Annotated in this window: 21 protein-coding genes, 1 pseudogene and 1 riboswitch; of the genes and pseudogenes, 16 read left to right on the top strand and 6 right to left on the bottom strand. The window is 69.4% G+C overall.

Annotation, left to right across the window (positions count from 1 at the left end; genetic code table 11):
* Positions 1-27: 27 nt before the first annotated feature.
* On the bottom strand, positions 28-969 hold the full coding sequence (locus ACXJJ3_RS21520; protein WP_458163479.1) for a helix-turn-helix domain-containing protein: 942 nt from the start codon (positions 967-969) through the stop codon (positions 28-30).
* A 114-nt stretch (positions 970-1,083) separates the two neighbouring features.
* On the opposite strand from ACXJJ3_RS21520, the gene ACXJJ3_RS21515 reads away from it, so the two are divergent.
* A complete protein-coding gene (locus tag ACXJJ3_RS21515) occupies positions 1,084-4,950 on the top strand; it encodes a S8 family serine peptidase (RefSeq protein WP_458163477.1) in 3,867 nt (1,288 codons plus the stop codon).
* A 55-nt stretch (positions 4,951-5,005) separates the two neighbouring features.
* On the top strand, positions 5,006-6,409 hold the full coding sequence (locus tag ACXJJ3_RS21510; RefSeq protein ID WP_458163475.1) for a DHA2 family efflux MFS transporter permease subunit: 1,404 nt from the start codon (positions 5,006-5,008) through the stop codon (positions 6,407-6,409).
* On the opposite strand, the gene ACXJJ3_RS21505 is transcribed toward ACXJJ3_RS21510, so the two are convergent.
* Complete coding sequence (locus ACXJJ3_RS21505) at positions 6,396-7,409, bottom strand: GTP pyrophosphokinase (RefSeq protein WP_458163473.1); 1,014 nt, start codon at positions 7,407-7,409, stop codon at positions 6,396-6,398. The two genes, ACXJJ3_RS21510 and ACXJJ3_RS21505, sit on opposite strands and share 14 nt — an antisense overlap.
* A gap of 150 nt (positions 7,410-7,559) precedes the next feature.
* Here ACXJJ3_RS21505 and ACXJJ3_RS21500 point away from each other — a divergent pair, with 150 nt between their 5' ends.
* From ACXJJ3_RS21500 to ACXJJ3_RS21475, 6 genes are all read left to right on the top strand, one after another.
* On the top strand, positions 7,560-8,753 hold the full coding sequence (locus tag ACXJJ3_RS21500; RefSeq protein WP_458163471.1) for an ATP-binding protein: 1,194 nt from the start codon (positions 7,560-7,562) through the stop codon (positions 8,751-8,753).
* Between the two features lie 111 nt (positions 8,754-8,864).
* Positions 8,865-9,605: a DUF3152 domain-containing protein gene (locus ACXJJ3_RS21495; protein WP_458163469.1), complete on the top strand. Its 741-nt coding sequence runs from the start codon at positions 8,865-8,867 to the stop codon at positions 9,603-9,605.
* 31 nt (positions 9,606-9,636) lie between these two features.
* The gene (locus tag ACXJJ3_RS21490; protein ID WP_458163467.1) at positions 9,637-10,461 is read left to right on the top strand and encodes a hypothetical protein; all 825 of its coding nucleotides are present in this window, start codon (positions 9,637-9,639) and stop codon (positions 10,459-10,461) included.
* On the top strand, positions 10,458-11,117 hold the full coding sequence (locus ACXJJ3_RS21485; protein ID WP_458163465.1) for an alpha/beta fold hydrolase: 660 nt from the start codon (positions 10,458-10,460) through the stop codon (positions 11,115-11,117). The genes ACXJJ3_RS21490 and ACXJJ3_RS21485 overlap by 4 nt, the downstream gene beginning before the upstream one ends.
* 20 nt (positions 11,118-11,137) lie before the next feature.
* A riboswitch (TPP riboswitch) is annotated at positions 11,138-11,254 on the top strand.
* A complete protein-coding gene (locus tag ACXJJ3_RS21480) occupies positions 11,250-12,578 on the top strand; it encodes a purine-cytosine permease family protein (RefSeq protein ID WP_458163463.1) in 1,329 nt (442 codons plus the stop codon). It overlaps the preceding riboswitch by 5 nt.
* Before the next feature lie 162 nt (positions 12,579-12,740).
* The gene (locus ACXJJ3_RS21475; protein ID WP_458163461.1) at positions 12,741-13,421 is read left to right on the top strand and encodes a class I SAM-dependent methyltransferase; all 681 of its coding nucleotides are present in this window, start codon (positions 12,741-12,743) and stop codon (positions 13,419-13,421) included.
* A gap of 88 nt (positions 13,422-13,509) precedes the next feature.
* On the opposite strand, the gene ACXJJ3_RS21470 is transcribed toward ACXJJ3_RS21475, so the two are convergent.
* Both ACXJJ3_RS21470 and ACXJJ3_RS21465 read right to left on the bottom strand, forming a co-directional pair.
* Positions 13,510-14,076: a methylated-DNA--[protein]-cysteine S-methyltransferase gene (locus tag ACXJJ3_RS21470; protein WP_458163459.1), complete on the bottom strand. Its 567-nt coding sequence runs from the start codon at positions 14,074-14,076 to the stop codon at positions 13,510-13,512.
* The gene (locus tag ACXJJ3_RS21465) at positions 14,069-14,551 is read right to left on the bottom strand and encodes an RNA polymerase sigma factor (RefSeq protein WP_458163457.1); all 483 of its coding nucleotides are present in this window, start codon (positions 14,549-14,551) and stop codon (positions 14,069-14,071) included. The genes ACXJJ3_RS21470 and ACXJJ3_RS21465 overlap by 8 nt, the downstream gene beginning before the upstream one ends.
* A gap of 93 nt (positions 14,552-14,644) precedes the next feature.
* On the opposite strand from ACXJJ3_RS21465, the gene ACXJJ3_RS21460 reads away from it, so the two are divergent.
* From ACXJJ3_RS21460 to ACXJJ3_RS21435, 6 genes are read left to right on the top strand one after another with little or no spacing between them, the layout of a single operon-like run.
* On the top strand, positions 14,645-14,716 hold the full coding sequence (locus tag ACXJJ3_RS21460) for a putative leader peptide (protein ID WP_350281628.1): 72 nt from the start codon (positions 14,645-14,647) through the stop codon (positions 14,714-14,716).
* Positions 14,717-14,776: 60 nt separating this feature from the next.
* Positions 14,777-15,307 carry a flavin reductase family protein gene (locus ACXJJ3_RS21455; RefSeq protein WP_458163455.1) on the top strand — a complete coding sequence of 177 codons (531 nt, stop codon included), beginning with the start codon at positions 14,777-14,779 and terminating at the stop codon, positions 15,305-15,307.
* Positions 15,297-16,337, top strand: coding sequence for an ABC transporter substrate-binding protein (locus ACXJJ3_RS21450; RefSeq protein ID WP_458163453.1), 1,041 nt, complete (start codon positions 15,297-15,299; stop codon positions 16,335-16,337). The genes ACXJJ3_RS21455 and ACXJJ3_RS21450 overlap by 11 nt, the downstream gene beginning before the upstream one ends.
* Positions 16,334-17,170, top strand: coding sequence for an ABC transporter permease (locus tag ACXJJ3_RS21445; protein ID WP_458163451.1), 837 nt, complete (start codon positions 16,334-16,336; stop codon positions 17,168-17,170). Before ACXJJ3_RS21450 ends, ACXJJ3_RS21445 begins: the two co-directional genes overlap by 4 nt.
* Positions 17,146-17,856, top strand: coding sequence for an ABC transporter ATP-binding protein (locus tag ACXJJ3_RS21440; RefSeq protein WP_458163449.1), 711 nt, complete (start codon positions 17,146-17,148; stop codon positions 17,854-17,856). Before ACXJJ3_RS21445 ends, ACXJJ3_RS21440 begins: the two co-directional genes overlap by 25 nt.
* Positions 17,853-19,190, top strand: a complete 1,338-nt coding sequence (locus ACXJJ3_RS21435) for an LLM class flavin-dependent oxidoreductase (RefSeq protein ID WP_458163447.1) — start codon at positions 17,853-17,855, stop codon at positions 19,188-19,190. Before ACXJJ3_RS21440 ends, ACXJJ3_RS21435 begins: the two co-directional genes overlap by 4 nt.
* A gap of 421 nt (positions 19,191-19,611) precedes the next feature.
* Here ACXJJ3_RS21435 and ACXJJ3_RS21430 read toward each other — a convergent pair whose 3' ends face one another.
* A complete protein-coding gene (locus ACXJJ3_RS21430) occupies positions 19,612-19,836 on the bottom strand; it encodes a hypothetical protein (protein WP_458172024.1) in 225 nt (74 codons plus the stop codon).
* A 67-nt stretch (positions 19,837-19,903) separates the two neighbouring features.
* A pseudogene (locus tag ACXJJ3_RS21425) lies at positions 19,904-20,065 on the bottom strand (alcohol dehydrogenase catalytic domain-containing protein); the annotation flags it as partial.
* A gap of 144 nt (positions 20,066-20,209) precedes the next feature.
* Between ACXJJ3_RS21425 and ACXJJ3_RS21420 the strand changes: the two are divergent.
* Together ACXJJ3_RS21420 and ACXJJ3_RS21415 are read left to right on the top strand one after the other, a co-directional pair.
* Positions 20,210-20,989, top strand: a complete 780-nt coding sequence (locus tag ACXJJ3_RS21420) for a glycerophosphodiester phosphodiesterase (protein ID WP_458163445.1) — start codon at positions 20,210-20,212, stop codon at positions 20,987-20,989.
* Positions 20,990-21,231: 242 nt separating this feature from the next.
* Positions 21,232-21,648, top strand: coding sequence for an ATP-binding protein (locus tag ACXJJ3_RS21415; RefSeq protein WP_458163443.1), 417 nt, complete (start codon positions 21,232-21,234; stop codon positions 21,646-21,648).
* Positions 21,649-21,670 lie beyond the last annotated feature (22 nt).

Genomic DNA, 21,670 nt, shown 5'->3' with positions numbered 1-21,670 from the left:
CGCCGCCGACAGCCCGTCAAACTCTTTTCAGCCGGCTTCCGGATCGGTGCCGGATCGGGCCAGCCCGACCGCGACGCCGGCCTGGAACCGGGTCTGCGCGTGCAGCCCGTTCTGGACCCGCTGGATCCGCCGGCCGACGGTCCGCAGACTGATCCCGAGCTGTCGTGCGATCGCCTGGTCGGTCATCCCGGCCGACAGCAGCGCGACCAGGATCCGGTCCTCGGCCTCGGCCGCCTCCGCGGGCTCGTCGGCGGTCAGCGTGAGCGGCAGCGCCGAGGCCCAAACCCGTTCGAACAAAGCGATCAGGGCGTCCAGCAGGGCGCTCGGCCGGACCACCAGCAGCCCTTCGTCGGTCCGGGTCCCGGTGACCGCGGGCAGGGTCGCGATCCGGTCGTCGTAGATCGCCAGCCGCAGCGGGACGTCGCCGGTCACCCGGGCCTGCTCGCCGACGGACAGCGTGACGAGCAGCGTGTCCAGCCCCTGCTCGTCCACCGCCGCGCGGCTGTACACGATCCGGTGCGCGACGCCGTGCTGTATCGCGTCAGCCACCGGCTGTGCGTCCTCGACTGAGATGGGTTTCACATATGGTGGCGTCTCGAATGCCCGTACTTCGGACCGTGTTGCGCGGTGGATCGCCAGCAGGTAGTCGTGTGCCTGGGGACCTGCCACCAGCTCGACCGGTGCCGGCCGACCGCCGTACGGCGCGGCGCTGTGCAGCCGCTCCAGCTCGCGGACCCGCGCCGCGGCCCGGTCCAGCTCGAGCTGCCGGTCGTCCAGGAGGCCCTGCAACGCCAGGGCCGGAGGTACGGCGCTGTACCGGCCGCCGTCCACCCGGAGCAGTCCCTTGGCGACTAATGCGTCGAGGGGCAGGTCCCCGAGAGCCAGCTCCTTCGCGGTACGACCCGGGCGCATCAGCACGTGCTCGTACGCCTGCTCCTGCTCCGCGTCGATCCCCAGCCGCTCCAGCACCGGATCAGCGTATGACCGATCTCAGCCATTGGCCTAGACAGGTCGCGGAGACCGCTTTACACCGCTGACGCGGCATCTGATGCTCCTGGGAAATCGATATCGCAGGAGCCGCCCATGTCAAGCACAGCCCTGTCCGCCGTCCTTAGCGCGGTATTGCTGGCTAGCATCCTGTCCAGCCCTGATCCCACCGCCGCTGCGCCACCTCCACCGCAGGCCGCACCCGAGCTGACACACGTCGCCAAGCCGACCACGGTCACCCTGGTGACCGGCGACAAGGTCACGCTGACCCCTGACCCGGACGGGACCTCACAGGTCCAGTTGCAGCCCGTTGCCCGCCCCAACGGATACATGCCGCACCTGCAGATGGTGGAGACCACAAAGCAGCGCCTGGTCGTCCCCGACGACGCCCTGCCGTACCTGTCGGCCGGTGTGCTCGACCGGAGCCTGTTCGACGTCAACTACCTCGTCGCCAACGGGTACGCCGACGACGCGACCTCCCAGCTGCCCGTGATCACCCAGCTGTCCACGGCCGTCCCGACGGCGAAGCTCCGCGCCCAGGCGGACGCCGTACCGGGTCTGAAGCCCACGGTGCAGCTCGACAGCGTGCACGCGACGGCTGCCGACGTACCGAAGAGTCAGGCGAGTGCGTTCTGGGGGTCGATCGCGCAGACCGGGCAGCGGGCGTTCGGCCGGAGCGTCGCGCACGTCTGGCTCGACCGGAAGCTGCACGCCACGCTGGACCAGAGCGTGCCGATGATCGGCGCACCTCAGGCCTGGGCGGCCGGGTACGACGGGAAGGGGGTCAAGGTGGCGATCCTCGACACCGGCCTCGACCCGAAGCACCCGGACTTGCAGGGCAAGGTGGTCGAGTCGAAGAACTTCACCGCCGACCCGGACACCTCCGACGGGTTCGGCCACGGCACCCACGTCGCCTCGATCATCACCGGCTCCGGCGCGGCGTCCGGCGGCAAGTACAAGGGTGTCGCGCCCGGCGTCCAGCTGCTGATCGGCAAGGTGCTGAGCAACAAGGGCTTCGGCCAGGACTCCGACATCATCGCCGGGATGGAGTGGGCGGCCGCGCAGGGCGCCAAGGTGATCAACATGAGCCTCGGCGGTGACCCGACCGTCGACGAGGCGGACGACATCGGCGCGCTCGCCGTCGACCGGATCACCGCCGCCACCGGCGCACTGTTCGTGGTCGCGGCCGGCAACAACGGCGCGACCTCGACCGTCAGCACGCCGGGCGTCGCGGCGTCCGCGCTGACGGTCGCCGCGGTCGACAAGAGCGACAAGCTCGCCTACTACTCCAGCCGCGGACCGTTGCTCTACCCCGACCGGGTCAGCAAGCCCGACATCGCCGGACCGGGCTCGGCCATCGTCGCCGCCCGCGCCGCCGGTACCAGCCTCGGCGACCCGGTCGACGCGAACTACACCTCACTCTCCGGTACGTCGATGGCGACCCCGCACGTCGCCGGCGCGGCCGCGATCCTCGCGCAGGAGCACCCGGACTGGCAGGCCGCGCAACTCAAGGCCGCACTGATGAGCAGCAGCAAGGACGACGGGTACTCCGTGTTCGAGCAGGGCGCCGGCCGGGTGGACGTCGCCCGCGCCGTCTCGCAGCACGTGTACGGCGTGACCGGGGCCGTCGACTTCGGACGGATCGTCGACACCGAGGAGGGAGACGTCGTACGGCCGATCAGCTACCGCAACGACGGCGACTCCGACGTCACGTTGAACCTCAGCACGTCGCTGCCCGCGGCCAGCGTGCCCGGGCAGGTCGTCGTACCGGCGCACTCGACCGCGAGCGTCGACGTGACCGTCCACGCGGCTCAGCTGCAGACCGGGTTCTCGTCCGGTGCGGTGGTGGCGACCGCGGACGGCGTACAGGTACGGACCGCGGTGGCGATGAACAAGGCGCGCCTGAGCTACCAGGTGAAGGTGCAGGTGAACTTCAGTGCGCAGGTGATGTTCGGAGCACTGATCAGCGCGATCAACCTCGACGACCACACGGCCCCGCCGGTGGTGCTGCGGGACGCGCAGATCGCGCCGGACCGGCTGAGCGGCTCGTTCACGCTCAACCTGGTGCCCGGACGGTGGGCGCTCTTCGTGACGCACGACCGCGAGCCGGCGAGCAAGCGGCTGGAGAACGTCATGTTCTCCGAGCCCGAGCTGTCCGTGCAGGGACCGGTGTCGCTGACGTTCGACGACAAGGACGCCGTGCCGTACCGGGTCGACACCGACATCCACACGCAGAGCGTCGGCGGTGGCGTCGCCGCCTACCGGACGACGGCCGACGGGACCGATCGGCTGACGGTCACCTACCCGTTCACGAAGTACCGCGACGGTGACTTCTTCGTGGCGCCGACCAAGAAGGTGACGGCCGGGCTGTTCTCGATCAAGTTCAGCGCGACCCGCGCCGTGCCGCCGGTCCAGCTGGCTGTGGACTCGGCCAACGGCCGCGGGCTCGCGATGGACCCGAGCTACTGGGACGCCGTCCCGCCGTCGGTGCGCTTCGACGGGCGGTACCGGAAGCTGCCGCTGATCGACGTCGGCTGGTCGCTCGAACCGGACGAGCTGGCCAAGGTCCGCGGCAAGCTCGTGCTGATGTCGTTCACCTGGGGGCACGGCGGGTGGGAGTGCGAGCTGCACCAGGACGACCTGGCGGCGTTGAAGGCGGCCGGCGCGGTCGGCGTACTGCAGGAGGCCGGGAGCTGCGACCTGTACCCGGTGCCGATTGCGTGGGACGCCCCGGTCGTGCTCCCGGTCGCCGGCATCGACGCGACCGAGGGCCAGCAGTTGCGGGACGTACTGGCGCGTGGTCCGGTGACGGTCTCGCTGACCGGTACGCCGAACTCGCCGGTCGTGTACCACGTGTCGCAGCTGTCGTCCGGGCGGTTCCCGGACTCCGCGACGTTCCAGGTCCGCGACCGGGACATGGCCCGGGTCCGGACCAGCTACACGCCGGAGTGGCAGCCGACGCCGTACGGCGGTGGGCAGGAGCTCGTCGGCAGCCGGTTCGACTCGGCCGACGAGCCGCACACCTTCTTCATCTGGCCGAACCACCTCGACCGTTATCCACAGGCCCGCGAGGAGTTGTACGGGCCGGTCGGGCCGAAGGTGCAGTGGATTCGCGCGGCCGGGATGGACACCCGCCAGAACACGCTCGAGGACCGGCGGACGACGCTCCACCAGGGCCGGAACCCGGACGAACGCTGGCTGGCCGCACCCCGCGCGCTCGGGCCGTCGGACGTGCCGCCGGTGTCGACGAACACGGGCCACATGGGCTTCTGTTTCGCGTGCCGCGACGGCGACCGGCTGATCGTCGTACCGGAGTACGCGGGGCCGGATCCGCTGGTGAACGCGACGCTGCTGGTCAGCGGAGCGCAGGCCAAGCTGTACCGCGACGGGCAGGAGCTCCCGGGGACGATGTACCTCGGTGGCTTCCCGTCCTTCACACTGCCGCCCGGCCAGGGCCGGTACCGGCTGGTGCTCGACTCGGACCTGAACACCGGCCCGCAGAAGGGGCTCAACCTGTACAAGTACGGCGCCAAGCAGCACAGCGAGTGGACCTTCGGCTCGGCCCACTCCTCGACGTCGACCATGGGCAACACGACGTGCGTCCAGGCGTACGCCGAGTCCGGTGTCAGCTGCTCCCCGCAACAACTGCTCTACCTCAGATACTCCGCCCCGACCGATGGCACCAACACCGTGCGCCACGGGGTGGTCCCGCTGCAGCTCAAGCCGTACTACGAGCGCTCCACCACAGGTGGTACGGCGGCGTTCAGGTCGGTGAAGGTGACCGCCAGCTATGACGGCGGGGCGACCTGGAAACCCGTGGTGGGCGCCAACCTGCGGACGTCGTACCAGGCGCTGCTGACGCCGCCGCGGGGCGCGGCGACGGTGTCGGTGCACGTCGAGGCGACCGATCTGAACGGCAACACCGTCACGCAGACGATCGACTCGCTGGTCGGCGTCCGCTGAGACGATCCGCCGCCCGTGGCCGGTCAAGTTGTTCAACGTTATACATTCGTGGGCGATGAACAACGAGACCAGCCGCGGGCGGCGGCTGCTGGTGCTGGCGATCTGCTGTTCGAGTCTGTTCATCGTCGGGCTGGACTCGACGATCGTGAACCTGGCACTGCCGTCCATCCGGGCCGAGTTCGGCGCCTCGGTCGCGAAGCTCCAGTGGACGATCGACGCCTACACGCTGGTGCTCGCGAGCCTGCTGATGGTCTCCGGTTCGACCGCGGACCGGATCGGCCGGCGGCGGACGTTCCAGGCCGGGCTGGTGCTGTTCGGGATCGGGTCGCTGCTCTGCGGGGTGGCGCCGACGATCGACCTGCTGATCCTGTTCCGGGTGCTGCAGGCGGTCGGCGGGTCGATGCTGAACCCGGTCGCGATGTCGATCATCACCAACACGTTCACCGACCCGCGGGAGCGCGCCCAGGCGATCGGGATCTGGGGCGGCGTGGTCGGGCTGAGCATGGCGGTCGGCCCGGTCGTCGGCGGCACGCTCGTCGACGCGGCCGGCTGGCGGTTCATCTTCTGGATCAACGTGCCGGTCGCGGTGGCCGCCGTACTGCTGACCGCGTTCTTCGTGCCGGAGTCGCGGGCCGCCGTACCGCGGCGGATCGACCCGGTCGGGCAGGTGCTCGTCGTACTGCTGCTCGGCGGGCTGACGTACGGGATCATCGAGGGACGGTCGGCAGGGTGGGGCTCGCCGCTGATCATCGGGTGCTTCGTCGTGTGCGTGACAGCGTTGGTGTCGCTGGTGTACTACGAGAGCCGCAGGGAGGAGCCCCTGCTCGATCCACGGTTCTTCCGGAGCGCACCGTTCTCCGGGGCCACGCTGATCGCGGTGTGCGGGTTCTCGGCGTTGTCGGGGTTCTTGTTCCTCAACTCGCTCTATCTGCAGACCGTACGCGGCTTTACCGCGCTACACGCCGGCCTGCTCACGTTGCCGATGGCAGCGATGACCGTGGTGTTCGCGCCGATCTCCGGGTGGCTGGTGGGTCACCGTGGTCCGCGCATACCGCTGGCGGTCGCCGGGACGATGCTGGCGGTGTCCGGGCTGATCCTGTCGCAGATCAGCACCACTACGACCACACTGCACCTGCTGGTCGCCTATCTGGTGTTCGGGCTCGGTTTCGGCATGCTGAACGCCCCAATCACCAACGCAGCCGTTTCTGGCATGCCTCGCGCTCAGGCCGGCGTTGCAGCCGCCATTGCCTCGACCAGTCGTCAGGTAGGTGCGTCGCTGGGCGTTGCGGTCGCTGGGACTGTGTTGACGGCCCGTTTGGTCGGTCCGTTCGAGACAGGCTTCGTCAGCGCGGCCAAGGTCTGCTGGTTCATCATCGCGGGCTGCGGAGTGCTGGTGCTCGCGTTGGGCCTGCTCACCACTGGCGCTTGGGCCCGACGCACCGTCCTCAAGGTTGGATGAGCCCCGCGCGGGTGAGGGCCTTCAATCGGCCCTTCAGGATCTTCTGGCGGCGCTCTTCCTCCGGGAACAGGTCCAGGTAGGCAGGGCCTTTCGCGGCGAGCAGGTCGTCGTCGAGGCGGCGTACGGTGCCGGCCGGGGCTCGGTGGGTCATGGCTGCTTGGACGGCCTCCCTGTCGATGCCCGTGAGCAGATCGGTGAGCTGTTCCTCGGTCGTGACGCCAAGGCGGTGCAGGATGCCCAGGATCCACGCGTAGTGCGTGGTCTTCGCGTGCGGCGCGTCCGGGTAGCGGCGGTTCAGGTACGTCGTCAACGTGGCCGTCGTGAGGTCCCGCGGAGCCTTGTCCGACGCGGTCGCGGCCAGTTCGCGGTACAGCCGGTCGATCTCGGTGAACTCGTTGTCGGCCAGCTCCATCAACGCCGCCGCCAGCAGGAACCGCCGGTCGAACTCGGGCTTCCGGTCCGGCGGGATGTCCAGCTTGTACCGGATGTCGTGCTCGAACTCCGCCCACGCGTGCTGGACCGCCGTACGGACCTGGATCTCCATCACCAGGTTCTTCAGTACGGCGTACTCCGGCAGCTCCCGGCGGTGCTCGTTCAGCCGGACCAGGTAGTGCTTGCTGGCGTACCCGAAGACGCCCTGCGCCCGGGTGTGCGCGCCCATGTCGGTGTGCTCGACGATCTCGAACTCCTCCTCGATCACCTCGCACACCCGGTCCACCGCCTCCACCAGGAACGTGATCACCCGGGCCGCGACCAGGTCGGTGATCTGGTTCAGCGGATCGTCGTACTTCGGCCGGGCCGGGTCGTCCGGGTGCGGCTTCGACGCCTTCGCGAGGAACGACTCCGGGTCCTTGGCCCGGGCCGTCGCGCTCAGGTAGTTGATGCCTTCCTCTTCGCCGATCAACTCGTTGATCAGCGACTCGAGCTTGCGCGCACCGCCGACGTACTGCTGATGCACCCGCTCGTACAACGCCCCTGCCTGCGGAGCCCAGTCCACCATGGGCGGAACCATAGTGGTCTTGCGCTGGATCGTGGTGTCTATCGCTTTCTAGTGATTTCGGTAGAGAGTTGTAGACAGCCCGAGCGACACGCTCTGGTCGTTGATCGGTCAATCTACGGAAAACGCTAGACGGCCTCATACAGTGAAAGCATGGATCCGATCCGGAATCCCTATGCGCCCGGCGCCGGTCAGCGGCCGCCTGAGCTGGCCGGACGCGACACCGAGGTGCGGCAGTTCGAGGTGGTGCTCGAACGGGTCGCGGCAGGCAGACCGGAGCGGAGCCTGGTGCTCAGCGGACTCCGGGGCGTGGGCAAGACCGTGCTGCTCAACACGCTCCGCTCACAGGCGATCAAGCGCGCCTGGGGCACCGGGAAGATCGAGGCCCGCCCGGACCAGAGCATCCGGCTGCCGATCGCGCAGGCGCTGCACACCGCGATGCGCGAGCTCGGGCACCGGCACCGCGACGACGAGAAGGTCGACCAGTTCAGCGCCGTACTCAAGGCCTTTGCGCTGCGTACGGCGGCCAACGACCGCAAGGGCATCCGCTGGCATCCGCCCGTCGACGTGGCCGCGGCGAAGGGCCGCGCCGACTCCGGCGACCTGGAGATGGACCTGATCGAGCTGTTCACGGACGCGGCCGACCTGGCCGGTGACCTGACCGTCGGCGTCGGGCTGTTCATCGACGAGATGCAGGACATCAGCGCCGATGACCTGTCCGCGCTGTGTGCCGCCTGCCACGAGATCTCGCAGCAGAGCGCCCCGCTGGTGGTCGTCGGCGCCGGCCTGCCGCACCTGCCCGCCGTACTGTCGGCCAGCAAGTCGTACTCCGAACGGCTCTTCCGCTACATCCGGGTCGACCGCCTGGCCCGGGACGCCTGCGACCGCGCGCTGATGATCCCCGCGGAGAGCGAAGGCGTGCAGTACGACGAGGAGGCGCTCGACGAGCTGTACGCGCAGACCGACGGCTACCCGTACTTCGTGCAGGCGTTCGCGCACTCCACCTGGGACCACGCCCCGACCTCGCCGATCACGATCAAGGACGTCGCCGTGGCCGGCCCCGAGGCCTCGGCCGAACTGACCGTCGGCTTCTTCGGCTCCCGGTACGAACGCGCGACCCCGGCCGAACGCGAGTACATGCGTGCGATGGCCGAGCTGGGCATCGGCGTCGACGACGGCTCGGTGCCGACCTCCGAGGTCGCCAGCACCCTGAACCGCAAACCCCAGTCGCTCTCCCCGGCCCGCGACGGCCTGATCAAGAAGGGCCTGGTCTTCTCCGCCGAACGCGGCACCGTCGCCTTCACCGTCCCGCACTTCGGAAAATTCCTCCGCACCCGAACGGCTTAACACAACGCGACTTTCGTGCCCCCGCAGCAATCGGTAAGGTCAAGTGCCATGACCACCCGACGGCGCGGCCAGCACAGTCGTCGGAAGTCCCATAAGGGACAGTGGCTGGTCGTGACCGCGTTGGCGGTGCTGGCGACGGTCGTGGTCGCGCATCCGGACGTGACCCACCGCAACAGCCTCGCGGCGCAGGCGGTTGCCGGCGTCAACGACCGGCCGGACGAGGAGCAGGTGGTGTCGGTGACTCCGACGCCGGTGCCCACGCCGACGCAGAAGTTCACCACGCCGCAGCGGCCGGCGCCGTCGTTGACGAAGAAGCCGAAGGTGTTCGTGTCCAGCGGCAAGCTCGCGGTCGTGCCTGGGCTCAGCAAGGCGAACGGCGTCCGCGACAAGCTGACGTACCGGGTCGAGATCGAGCAGGGTGTCACGGTGAACGGCGCCGAGGTCGCGGCGAAGATCCACAAGACCCTCACGGATCCGCGCGGCTGGCAGGCGCTGCACCCGGTCAGCTTCGAGCGCACCGACAAGCCGGACGCCGACCTCCGCATCATCCTCGCGACGCCGTCCCTGACCGACAAGCTGTGCCTCCCGCTGGACACCGGCGGTGAGGTCTCCTGCCGGGTCGAGGACCGCGTCGTACTGAACGCGAAGCGTTGGATCTACGCGATCCCGGCGTACAACGGCAACATCGAGCTGTACCGCAGCTACCTGGTGAACCACGAGGTCGGGCACGCGCTCGGCCACGGGCACTCGACGTGCACCACCCCGAAGACCCCCGCGCCGGTGATGATGCAGCAGACCAAGGGCCTGGCCGGCTGCCTGCCGAACGCCTGGCCGACGGTCAAGGCCACCTGAGACACTGACTACGGACGGGAGGGAGCAGCCGATGTCGTCACAGGACTTCCCGACGTACGGCCGGGACGACAAGCCCCGTGCGCAGCAGCCGCCCGGCGAGGAGCACCACTACGCTCCCCCAGCGCCGTACGGCGGCGGATCGTACGGCCCGGGGCACCAGCCGCCGCCGGAGCAGTTCCCGTACGCGCAACCTCAGCCTTACGGGACCCAGCCTTACGGGAAGCAGCCGCTGGCGGACGGCAACCCGGCGTACGTCCAGCCGCCGGCGTACCGCCCCGGCGCGCCGTACGGTCCGGAGTCGAACCCGCAGCCGCACGAGCTCCCGACGTACGGGCGTCCCACCGCGGCGCACGACCCACGGACCTCCCGCGTGCTCGCGCTGGCGGCCTTCATCGCGACGATCTACGGCCTGCTCGTGCTGACCGTCCAGCGGGTGGCGCTCCGGGAGATCTCGCAGGCGCCGGGCTCCCCGCTCAACCACCCGCTGCGGACCGACGTACTGGATGCGATCGGCCAGCTGCTCCTCGTGGTCGTCGGCGTCGCCGCGCTCGTGATGTGGGTCCGCGACCTGCTCGCCCGCCGGAAGACCGGCGCCAACCCGAAGCCGCCGGAGCTGGTCGGCCTGGGGCTGGTGGCGCTGTCCCTGATCCCGATCCTGGTCTGGCTGGTCGTCGTACTGTCCACCGGTCTCGGCTCCGACGACGGCGCCGTCCACCGGCTGCCGACGGCGTACGGCTGGGGCGGGTTCGGACTGCTGCTGCTCGCGGCCGGGTTCTTCCTCGGGTACCGCGAGCTGCGTCCCGACGTACCGAACCCGGTCGTCAAGGCGCCGCCGGTCAAGGCTCCCTGGGAGTGAGCGCGCCGGTCGTCCTCGTACCCGGTCTGGGCCTCGGCCCCGAGTCGTACGCACGGACAGTCGAACACCTCACCACGCCGTACCACGTGGTCACGCTCCCCGGGTACGGCGAACCGGCAGGCGCCCGGGAGGACCTGCACCCGCGGGCGCTCGCCGTCGCGCTGTCCGGCAAGATCCGCGAGCGGGCGGTCCTGGTCGGGCACTCGGCCAGCTGCCAGGTCGTCGTCGAGACCGCGGTCCGCTACCCGGAGCTCGTCCACGCTCTCGTCCTGATCGCGCCGACCGGAGACGTCCGCCTGTCGAGCTGGGTCGACCGGGCGGTCCGGCTCGTCGGTTCGGCCATCCCGGACGCCCCGAAGCTGGTCCGGATCACTCCGCAGTACGCCCGGACGACGCTGCCGACGATCGCCCGCGCCGGGGAGGCGTCGCGGCACCACGACCTGACGGCGGTGATGCCCCAGGTCCGGGCGCCCGTCGTGCTGGTCCGCGGCCGGTACGACCTGGTGTGTACGGCGGAGTGGCTCGCGCGCCTCGCACAGCTCAGCCACGGCGAAGCCCGCACGCTGGACACCGGCGCCCACATGCCGGTCGTCACGAACGGCCCGGAGCTCGCCGCTCTCATAGAACGAGCAGCCGCCCTTCCGGAAAGTACCTGACGCGTTAAACTCGGCAGGCACAAAACCTATGCGGGAGCTCGCACCGAGAAGCGCGGGCTGAGAGGGCGACAGCTGGGTCGCCGACCGCCTGAACCTGACCGGGTAATGCCGGCGTAGGGAGTGGGGTCACTCATGACCGATACAGCTGTTCGTCGTGCCGGTACCACCGAGGCGCCGCTCGTCCTCACCACGGACGCGCCGCGGACACTGAGCTTCTTCGACCAGTTCACGCTCTGGGGCAACTTCGGGATCTCGCTGTTCGGCCCGGTCACCGGCGCGCTGGTCGCGGCGTACACCGGGTCGCTGTGGCAGGGACTGCTCGCGGTGGTCGTCGGCTGCGCGATCGGTGCGCTGGTGCTCGGCGGGGCCGCGGTCTTCGGGTCGCACACAGGGGCGCCGGCGATGGCGAGCCTGCGCGGGCTGTTCGGCCGGCGCGGCTCGATGGCGCCGACCGTACTGAACATCGCGCAGAACGTCGGCTGGGCGACGATGGAGATCATCGTCATCTCGCAGGCCGCGGTCGCGGTGACGAGCGACCGCTGGCGCTGGCTGTTCGTACTGCTCGCCGGAACCATCGCGACCACGATGGCGGTGCGCCCGCTCGGCAGTGTGAAGATCCTGCGCAAGTTCATGGTCTGGCTGGTGCTGGCCGCGTCGATCTATCTCTTCGTCCAGGTCCTCAGCAAGCCGTCCCACGCGCTGCCGCAGGACCAGGTCTTCGGCTTCTGGCCGGCCGTCGACCTCGCCGCCGCCGGCGTCGTCTCGTTCGCACCGCTGGCCGCCGACTACACCCGGCACTCCCGCACCAACAAGGCCGCCTTCGCCGGCTCGTCCCTCGGCTACGGCCTGGCCGCGATCGGGTACTACGCCCTCGGCGTCGTTGCCGTCGCCACCCTGCAGACCACCAGCGACAACGTGATCACCGCCCTCGTCACGCTGCCCGCCGGAGCGATCGCGTTGTTCGTCCTGCTGGTCGACGAGGTCGACGAGGCCTACGCGAACGTCTACTCGACCACGATGGCGGTCCACAACCTCGTCGGTCACATCGACCGCCGCTGGATCTCGGTCGCCATCGGCGTCGTCGCCACCGGCATCGCGATGTTCATTGACCTTGGCAACTACACCCAGTTCCTCTACCTGATCGGCTCGGTCTTCATCCCACTCTTCGCCGTCGCCATCGCCGACTTCTTCCTGGTCAGCAAGATGCGCTGGGACGTCTCGAACACCGCAAAGTTCCGCTGGCAACCAACGGCCGCCTGGCTGATCGGCTTCATCGCCTACCAGTTGGTCAACCCCGGCACCGTAGCCGTCTGGTCCCCCTTCTGGACCAACCTCCAACAAACCCTCCTCAACCACCACCCAGCCCCCACCTGGCTAGGCGCGACGTACACCTCCATCGTGGTCTCGATGGTCGCCGCCGTACTCCTCGGCCAGGTAGGAAAAACAACCAAGAGGGGATAACTCGGGGCTGGCCGCGCCTTTGCGGAACTTTTCCGGCACCAGGCGCAAACTTTCTTCCGAAGAACCTGCCAGGTCGTGAGCGTTTGTGTCGCACCGCTCTCTTTCCTCTGTATGGCTGGGCCGCTGGACAGCTGACCCGGGGGGAACGGGATACTGACGCTCATGCTGAACTCCGCACTGCGTAGCCGGGCCGAGTACGCGGAACTAGGGGCCGACGGGTTGGCCGCGCGTACTACGCCTGAGCGGGACGCGGTGATTGTCAAGGCGGTGGAGGAGTTGCTGGTCGGGCGGGAGTCTGTGCTTGACCTGTGTTGTGGGTACGGGCGGATCGCGTTGCCGTTGCGGCGGGCCGGGAAGGTCGTCCGGGCGCTGGACATCTCGCCGAATCTGCTCGAGGCCGGGCGGGCGCAGGCGGTCGAGGAGGAACTGGCGATCGACTGGGCGATCGGGTCGATGACCGATCTGCCGTACAAGTGGGACTCGTTCGACGCGGTGATCTGTCTGTGGACGGCGTTCCACGAGTTGTTCGCCGAGGACGAGCAGATCTCGACGATCTGCGAGATCTCGCGGGTGCTGAAGCCGGGCGGGATCGCGATCATCGAGGGGCCGGTCTGGGGGCCGGCGACCGCGGGTGAGATCGCGAACGGGATGCGCCAGGGGCCCGAGCACCGAATCGTCACCACCGAGCACGACGACAACCGCAGCAGCGTGCACTTCATCCACGACGAGATCAGCTACGGCCGACTCTGCGCGGCCGCGGGGATCGACGACTACAAGGTCTACAAACGCGACTGGGGCGGTCGTCGTCGGCTCATCCTGGAGATCCACGCCCCAGCTGCCTGACAGGTAAGAGAAGCAGATCCCCACTCCACACTGGGGATCTGCTCCTTGGGGAGCGAGTCTAGATCCATTCCGGACGACTCCGGAAATGTCAGCGTTTTGCTTCCAGATTCAGCAAGAAGCGCTTCGCGTCCAGCCCGCCCGCGTACCCGGTGAGCGCGCCGTTCGCGCCGATCACCCGATGGCACGGCAGTACGACGCACACCGGGTTCGCGCCCAGCGCCGTACCGACCGCGCGGGCCGCCTTCGGCTTGTCGATGCCGACGGCAACGGCGCCGTACGTCGTGGTCCGCCCGTAGCTGGTGTGCTCCGGCAGGTCCTCCAGTACGAGCCGCTGGAACGGCGACGCGAGCACCAGGTCGACGTCCAGGTCGAACGTATGCCGCCGCCCGTCCAGGTATTCGTCCAGCTGCCGTCGTACGTCGTCCAGCGGCCGCGGCTGGCGTAGTACCCGAGGGGACACCGCCCGGGCGAGCCGGTTCGTCATCGTCTCCTCGTCGCCGAACGAGCTCGCGACGACGCGGCCGTGCGCGACCGCGAGCAGCATCGTCCCGATCGGCGTGTCGTGCAGGGTGTAGGCGACGTCGGCGTCCGGCAGGACGGGCGGTCGTAGGTCGGGGGTGGTCAGCCGGGTCAGCCGGCTCTCGAGTTCAGTCATCGTGTACTCCGAGTTTCGTGCGCAAGGTCGCCAGCGCGTCGCTGACCAGTCGGCGCGACGCGGCGGGCGTGGTGTCCAGAGCGGCGGCCACACCGTGGTGGTCCAGGTCGCCGACGTACTTCAGCGTGATCGCGAAGCGTTGCCGCTCCGGCAGTTCGTTGACGGCCCGCCAGAGGTCCGGGTCCGGCCAGTCCGCGGCCTCGGGGCCGTCGACCGCGACCGGCGGCGCGTCGTCCAGCGGGCGCTGTGGTTTCCGCGCCCGGTGGACGTCGGTCGCGCACCGGGCGGTGATCGTGAGCAGCCAGCTGCGCAGGTTCTTCGCCGACTTCAGCGTCGGGTACGCCGCGTACGCCTTCTCCCAGGCGCGCTGCGCGACGTCGTCACCGTCCTGCCCGGCCATCGCCCGCGCCAGCCGGGCGACGTCGCGCCAGTGCTCGTCGACCAATGCCTGAAACGGCGGCAGCCCCGTAGTCATCACGTAAGTAGAACGCATGCACCGCCGGGCGTGTGAGTCCGGATCACGAGATTGTCTAGTTAGCCAGTAGACATTGGTGCGAAGATAGCTGACATGACGACGACCCACCTCACCCGCCGTCGCGTCATCGATCTGCTGCGGACGGCGAGCGCCACCTGTCGGTGACGCGCCCCCAGTCTCTCGGCGAGCTCTCGCCACACACCCCTTCCTATCCAAGGGAGAGTCATGTCCGTACCCGCCCTTTCCGTCGTACCCGATTGCGCTGAAGAACGGATCGTGGACGCCGACGTCTACAAGTCCGTCTTCCGTCGCCACGCCGCCGGCGTCGTGGTGATCACCGCCGATGCCGGCCACGGCCCGGTCGGCTTCACCGCCACCTCACTCGTCTCCGTGAGCCTGCTGCCGCCGCTGGTCTCGTTCGCGATCGCCACCGGCGCCTCCAGCTGGCCGACCGTGAGTACGGCGACCAGCCTGGTGATCAACTTCCTGTCCGCCGACCAGCACGCGATCGCCGGCCGGTTCGCGACCAGCGGGATCGACCGGTTCGCCGAGCCGACCCGCTGGTCCCGGCTGGCCACCGGCGAACCTGCGCTCGACGACGCCCCCAGCTTCCTGCGTGCGCAGGTCGAGCACCGTTTCGCGGTCGGCGACCACTACCTGGTCGTCGCCCGCCTCGCCACCCACACCGAACGCCGTGAGCACGACTCGCTGCTCTACCACGACGGCTCCTACGCGAAAGCCCACCATGTCCAGTAGACGTCTCCTGACCACCCTCGCCCTGCTCGCGGTCGCCGTCACCGGCTGCGCCTCGAAGGCCGGCGCCGAGCAGAAGCTGGCGCTCGACGCCGCGCTCCCGACCACGATCCCGGACGGCACCAGGATCGTGGTCGGCGATCCGGCCACCGAGGTCGCGCTGAAGCTGTCCGGCCAGTACGACAAGGTCGCGAAGTACGTCCAGTTCGCGAACCTGAGCGGCGGACCGCAGACCACCGAGGCGTTCCGGGCGCACGCGCTCGATCTCGGATCGGTCGCCGAGATCCCGTCGATCAACGCGACCTGGACCGGCCTGCACGTGAAGATCGTCGCCTCGAAGTTCCGCCAGGACCCGATCGGCCACCCGATCTACAAGCTCGGCATCGCGCCCGGGGTGTCGGTGAAGACGCTCGGCGACCTGCGCGGGAAGAAGATCGCGTACAGCCCGGGGCAGGCGCAGGGCGCCCTGATCCTCAAGGTGCTGAAGAAGGCCGGCCTGACCAAGGAGGACGTGAAGCTGGTCGAGCTGCCGTCGACCGGTGACGTCTACTCGAACGCGCTCGCCTCGAAGCAGGTGGACGTCGCCCCGATCGGCGGCGTGCAGATCAAGCGGTACCTCGCGAAGTACGGCAAGGACGGCGCCGCCACCATCGACCACGGGCTGCGCGACGACGCCGGCCACCTGTACGGCCCGGTCGAGTCGCTCGAGGATCCCGCGAAGGCAGCCGCGATCCGCGCGTACGTCGCGGCCTGGGGCGTCGCACAGATCTGGATCGACCAGCACCCCAAGGAGTGGATCGAGGGGTACTACGTGAAGGACCAGGGCCTCGGCGCCGCCGACGGGCAGTGGCTCGTCGACAACGCCGGGCACCCGGACATCCCGGCCGACTGGAGCGCCGCGATCCAGCGCCAGCAGGAGACGATCGAGCTGCTCGCGAAGGAGACCGGCAACCCGGTGATCCAGGCGAAGGACCTGTTCGACCTGCGGTTCCAGTCCGTCGCCGCGGACGCGATCAAGGGAGCCGCCAAATGAGCGCGACCACGCTGCCCGGGCTCCGGACCCGGACCGCGGCGACGCCGGTCGTCCGCCGCCGGCGGCTCGGGCCGGGGAAGCCGATCCGGTTCGGCGCCGCGCTCGGGCCGGTGCTGCTGCTGGTGATCTGGAGTATCGGGTCCGCCGCTGGTTGGATCGACCAACGGATCCTGTCCGCGCCGTGGACGGTCGTCAGTACGGCCGCCGAACTGATCTCCGACGGTCGGCTGCAGTCGAACCTGTGGACGTCCGCGCAACGGGCGCTGCTCGGTCTCGCGCTCGGCATCGTGCTGGGCGTCCTGCTCGCGCTGATCTCCGGCCTGTCCCGGCTCGGCGAGGCGCTGCTCGACGGCCCGATCCAGATCAAGCGGGCGATCCCGTCGCTGGCGTTGCTGCCGCTGCTGATCCTCTGGCTCGGCATCGGCGAGTCGATGAAGGTCGTCACGATCCTGCTCGGCGTGTTCGTACCGATCTACATCCACACCCACAACGGCCTGCGCACGATCGACAGCCGGTACGTCGAACTCGCGCAGACCGTCGGGTTGTCGCAGCGGGAGTTCATCCGCCGGGTCGTCCTGCCGGGGGCGCTGCCCGGCTTCCTGCTCGGGCTGCGGTTCGCGGTCACCGGCGCGTGGCTGTCGCTGGTCGTCGTCGAGCAGATCAACTCGACCAGCGGCATCGGCTACATGATGGAGCTCGCCCGCACGTACGGGCAGACCGACATCATCATCGTCGGCCTGGTCGTGTACGGCGTCCTCGGCCTGCTCTCCGACGCGGTCGTCCGGCTGATCCAGAGGAGGGCGCTCTCATGGCGTCGAACGTTGGCCTCGTAACCGTCCAGGTCCGCGACCTCGTCCGCCGGTACGACGACCGCGCGGTACTCGACGGGCTGGACCTGGACATCGCGCCGGGCGAGTTCGTGGCGCTGCTCGGGAAGAGCGGGTCCGGGAAGAGCACGCTGCTCCGGGCGCTGGCCGGCCTCGACTACGACGTCGACGGCTCGGGTGAGCTCGCCGTACCCGAGAACGTGTCGGTGGTCTTCCAGGACTCGCGGTTGTTGCCGTGGGCAAGAGTGCTCGACAACGTCGTGCTCGGGCTGAGCGGTGCCTCCGACCGAGGGCGGAAGAGTCTCGACGAGGTGGGCCTGGCGGGTCGTGAGAACGCCTGGCCGAACGAGTTGTCCGGCGGTGAGCAGCAGCGGGTCGCCCTCGCCCGGTCGCTGGTCCGGGAGCCCGAGCTGTTGCTCGCCGACGAGCCGTTCGGGGCGCTGGACGCCTTGACCCGGTTGAAGATGCACGCGCTGCTGCGGCAGTTGTGCGCCGCCCACCAACCCGCAGTACTGCTGGTGACGCACGACGTCGACGAGGCGATCGTGCTGGCCGACCGGGTGATCGTGCTGGAGGCCGGCCGGATCGTCGCCTCCGAAACCATCGAATTGAGTGCGCCGCGGAGTGCGGCCGATCCAGGATTCGCCGCGGTTCGCTCGCGGCTTCTCGACGCCTTGGGAGTTTCGGTATGAGCAGGCAGTTGCACCTGAACGCATTCCTGATGAGCACCGGGCACCACGAGGCGTCCTGGCGGCTGCCGGAGAGCGACCCGTTCGCGAACACGTCGGTCGCGCACTACCAGAAGCTCGCGCAGTTGGCCGAGCGCGGACTGTTCGACTCGATCTTCTTCGCGGACTCGCCGGTGCTGTTCGGGAACGTCGGACGACGGCCCGCCGGGTCGCTGGAGCCGACCGTACTGCTGACCGCGATCGCGGCCGTGACCTCGCGGATCGGGCTGATCGCGACCGCGTCCACGACGTACAACGAGCCGTACAACCTGGCCCGGCGGTTCGCCAGTGTCGATCACGTGAGCGGTGGCCGCGCGGGGTGGAACGTCGTCACCACGGCCGGCCCGGAGGCGGCGCGGAACTTCAACCTGGCGGACCAGCCGGCGCATGCGGAACGGTACGAGCGGGCCGCGGAGTTCCTCGAGGTCGCGTACGAGCTCTGGGACTCCTGGCAGGACGACGCGGCGATCGCGGACAAGTCCGAGGGCGTGTGGGCCGTGCAGGACCGCGTCGTACCGATCGACCACGTCGGACGGCACTTCCAGGTCCGCGGGCCGCTGAACCTGCCGCGGTCGCCGCAGGGGCATCCGTTGATCGTGCAGGCCGGGTCGTCGGAGGACGGCAAGGGACTGGCGGCGCGGTACGCCGAGGCCGTGTTCACCGCGCAGCAGACGCTGGAGGACGCGCAGGACTTCTACCAGGACCTCAAGGCACGGGCAGCGGCGCTCGGGCGGGATCCGTCGACGGTGAAGATCCTGCCCGGGATCGTGCCGGTGATCGGGTCGACGGTCGAGGAGGCCGAACGGCTGGAGCACCAGCTGGACTCGTTGATCCGGCCCGAGTACGCGCGGTTGCAGCTGGCCCGGACGCTGCGCGTGGCGCCGGAGGACCTGCCGTTCGACCAGCCGTTGCCCGCCGAACTCCCGGACGAGGACGAGATCGAGGGCGCGAAGAGCCGGTACACGTTGATCGTCACGCTCGCCCGCCGGGAGAACCTGACCGTCCGCGAGCTGATCGGCCGGCTCGGCGGCGGACGCGGGCACCGGACGTTCACCGGTACGCCGGAGCAGGTCGCGGACGCGATCCAGCACTGGTTCGAGGCGGGCGCGGCGGACGGGTTCAACGTGATGCCGCCGGTACTGCCGTCCGGGCTGGAGACGTTCGTCGACGAGGTGATCCCGATCCTGCAGGCCCGCGGCCTGTTCCGGACGGCGTACTCCGGAACGACCCTGCGCGACCACTACGGCCTGGCCCGGCCCGCGGGACGGACGCCGGCACTGCAGGAGGCAACCGCCTGAGCCGTCGGGGTCCCGTCAGGTGGCGGGACCCCGGCCCGGACCGCCACGCCATCACAATCGCCCGCTGCCCCGAGGGCGCCCGCTCAACGGGCCGCGCGGGCGCTCATTGTGATGGCCTGGAGATCCGCACCACGACGTACCGCTGGAGCGCCTCGGCGGGCAGGTCGGAGCTCTCGCCGCCGTACGCGGTCAGCCGGACCCCGTTCGGGAGGTAGTCCATCGGGTAGAAGTCAGGGATTGTCCAGGAGTCGCTGAGCATTCCGGTGAAACACACCGTGCCGTGAACCGCTGTCGCTTTCAGAGTGTCGGGGAGAACGTTGGTCCCGACCAGTTCGAGCGCCGCCTGGACGCCGCCCGGGAGAATGGCCCGGACCTTTTCCGCAACGTTGCCGTCGTCAACGATCGGATGATCGACCCCGAGCTAGCGAAGCACCTGCAGACGTTCCGGATTGCGGGTCGTCGACAGCACGGTCAGCCCATGCTTCTTCGCGGGCACGGCCGCCGCGACGCCGACCGACGACGTACCGCCGCGAACGAGCAGCGACTGCCCCGGCTCGATCGCCAGGCCCGTGTAGAGCGAGCCGTGGGCGGTCTGCAGCATCTCCGGCAGTGCCCCGAGCGTCGCCCAGTCCAGGTCGGTCCGCACCGGGATCACCGACGACGCGGGGACGACGGTGTACTCCGCGTACCCGCCGTCGTACGCGCCCCATCCCGCCCATCATCGCGACCACCTGCTGCCCCGGGGCGAACTCGCCGCCCGGTGCGAGGTCGATCGTGCCGGCCGCCTCGATGCCCGGGATCACCGGGAACGTCGCGTTGCTCGCGAGCCCGGCGCGGAGGTGGTACTCGGACCGGTTCAGCCCGAACGCCTCCAACCTTGATCCGCACCCACCCCGCGGGCGGCTCCGGCACCGGGACCCGCCGTACCCGCAGCTCCTCCGGCGTCACCGGACCGTCCAGCACGATCGCCCGCATGTCCATGGCCTCCATCTTGGCCGACGCTGTGAAAGAGTTTCTCCATGCCGACGATCCCGCGCGTTGTCGCGCACCGCGGAGCCAGTGCGGAGCATCCCGAGCACACGCAGGCGGCGTACCGGCGAGCCATCGAGATGGGTGCCGACGGGCTCGAGTGCGACGTCCGGCTGACCGCGGACGGGCACCTGGTCTGCCTCCACGACCGGACGATCGAGCGCACCTCGAACGGGACCGGCGTGGTGTCGAAGATGACCCTCGCGGAGCTCCAGCGGTACGACTGGGGCTCGTGGAAGAACGGGGACGACGTCCAGCCCGTTCTCACCCTGGAGACGCTGCTCGAGACCGTCCGGGACGCCGGCCGGCCGGTCGAGCTGGCGGTTGAGACCAAGCACCCGACCCGGTACGGCGGCCGCACCGAACGCCGCCTGGTCGAAGCCCTCGACCGCTTCGGCTGGGCCCGTCCGCAGCTCGGAACGGAGTCGCCGGTCCGGGTGATGAGCTTCTCCTGGCTCTCGCTCCGGCGGATGCGCCGGCTGGCCCCCGGACTGCGCACGGTGCTGCTGATGGACAAGGTCCCGCTGCGCTTCCGCGACGGCACCCTCCCGGCCGGTGTTTCGTACGCCGGTCCGAGCCTCGCGATCGTGACCGCGAACCCGGAGTACGTCGACCGCGTGCACAAACACGGGCATCAGGTGCACGTGTGGACGGTGAACGCCGAGAACGACGTCCGGCACTGTCGCGACATCGGCGTCGACGCGGTGATCAGCGACCGCCCGGACATGGCCTTGCGGGTACTGGGGGAAGATGTAGGACGTCGCACCTGACCTGCGGGTTTGTGACACGCCTGGACGAGTTTATGTGGCTTGTGTCACGCTGGTGCGGATACGTAGCAGCATGAATGCGGGCGGTTATTGCATCGTTCAATTCCGTCGATTTCGTTACGGTTTTCGGGGGTTTAGGCGCGGCCTCCGCAGAGGCTATGTAACGGAATACTTGCGGGTGTTTTCGGGGCCCGGTTCGTGGGCAGAAGTCCAGATGGCTGAACCGATCATCGAGGAGACCCTGCTTGTCCTCTGCGACCCTGCCCGCCGACGTCAGCGTCGTGGACGTCGTACTGCCGCACGAAGTGTCCGCGGTAGCGGATGCCCGGCGCCGTCTCGGTGCCTACCTGAAGCGCTACCGGGTCGCCCGCACCGCCTCCGACGACGCCCAGCTCGTCCTGTCCGAGCTGCTCTCGAACGCGATCCGGTACGCCCCGCCGCTGCCCACCGGTGACGTCCGCGCCGCCTGGTGGATCGACAAGGCCGGTATCCACGTGGAAGTCACCGACGGCCGCGGCGACACCGAACCGCAGCGGATCACCGACCCGCATCCCGAGTCCGTCGGCGGCCGCGGCCTGGCGATCGTCGACGTCCTGACCACCGGCTGGGACGTCCGGACCGCCGCCACCCACCGCACGGTGCACGCCACCATCCCGAACTGAGCCCACCCGCTGGTTGGCTCTC

This window comes from Kribbella sp. WER1 (genome assembly GCF_054189145.1).
The sequence above is the reverse complement of the archived record's forward strand: the minus strand, read 5'-3'. Positions and strand labels throughout refer to the sequence as shown.

Bases quoted from the DNA above. Each gene is read 5' to 3' on its own strand.
- ACXJJ3_RS21515 (WP_458163477.1), top strand. From the start codon at position 1,084: ATGTCAAGCACAGCCCTGTCCGCCGTCCTTAGCGCGGTATTGCTGGCT.
- ACXJJ3_RS21510 (WP_458163475.1), top strand. From the start codon at position 5,006: ATGAACAACGAGACCAGCCGCGGGCGGCGGCTGCTGGTGCTGGCGATC.
- ACXJJ3_RS21505 (WP_458163473.1), bottom strand. From the start codon at position 7,409: ATGGTGGACTGGGCTCCGCAGGCAGGGGCGTTGTACGAGCGGGTGCAT.
- ACXJJ3_RS21500 (WP_458163471.1), top strand. From the start codon at position 7,560: ATGGATCCGATCCGGAATCCCTATGCGCCCGGCGCCGGTCAGCGGCCG.
- ACXJJ3_RS21490 (WP_458163467.1), top strand. From the start codon at position 9,637: ATGTCGTCACAGGACTTCCCGACGTACGGCCGGGACGACAAGCCCCGT.
- ACXJJ3_RS21480 (WP_458163463.1), top strand. From the start codon at position 11,250: ATGACCGATACAGCTGTTCGTCGTGCCGGTACCACCGAGGCGCCGCTC.
- ACXJJ3_RS21475 (WP_458163461.1), top strand. From the start codon at position 12,741: ATGCTGAACTCCGCACTGCGTAGCCGGGCCGAGTACGCGGAACTAGGG.
- ACXJJ3_RS21470 (WP_458163459.1), bottom strand. From the start codon at position 14,076: ATGACTGAACTCGAGAGCCGGCTGACCCGGCTGACCACCCCCGACCTA.
- ACXJJ3_RS21465 (WP_458163457.1), bottom strand. From the start codon at position 14,551: ATGACTACGGGGCTGCCGCCGTTTCAGGCATTGGTCGACGAGCACTGG.
- ACXJJ3_RS21455 (WP_458163455.1), top strand. From the start codon at position 14,777: ATGTCCGTACCCGCCCTTTCCGTCGTACCCGATTGCGCTGAAGAACGG.
- ACXJJ3_RS21450 (WP_458163453.1), top strand. From the start codon at position 15,297: ATGTCCAGTAGACGTCTCCTGACCACCCTCGCCCTGCTCGCGGTCGCC.
- ACXJJ3_RS21445 (WP_458163451.1), top strand. From the start codon at position 16,334: ATGAGCGCGACCACGCTGCCCGGGCTCCGGACCCGGACCGCGGCGACG.
- ACXJJ3_RS21440 (WP_458163449.1), top strand. From the start codon at position 17,146: ATGGCGTCGAACGTTGGCCTCGTAACCGTCCAGGTCCGCGACCTCGTC.
- ACXJJ3_RS21435 (WP_458163447.1), top strand. From the start codon at position 17,853: ATGAGCAGGCAGTTGCACCTGAACGCATTCCTGATGAGCACCGGGCAC.
- ACXJJ3_RS21420 (WP_458163445.1), top strand. From the start codon at position 20,210: ATGCCGACGATCCCGCGCGTTGTCGCGCACCGCGGAGCCAGTGCGGAG.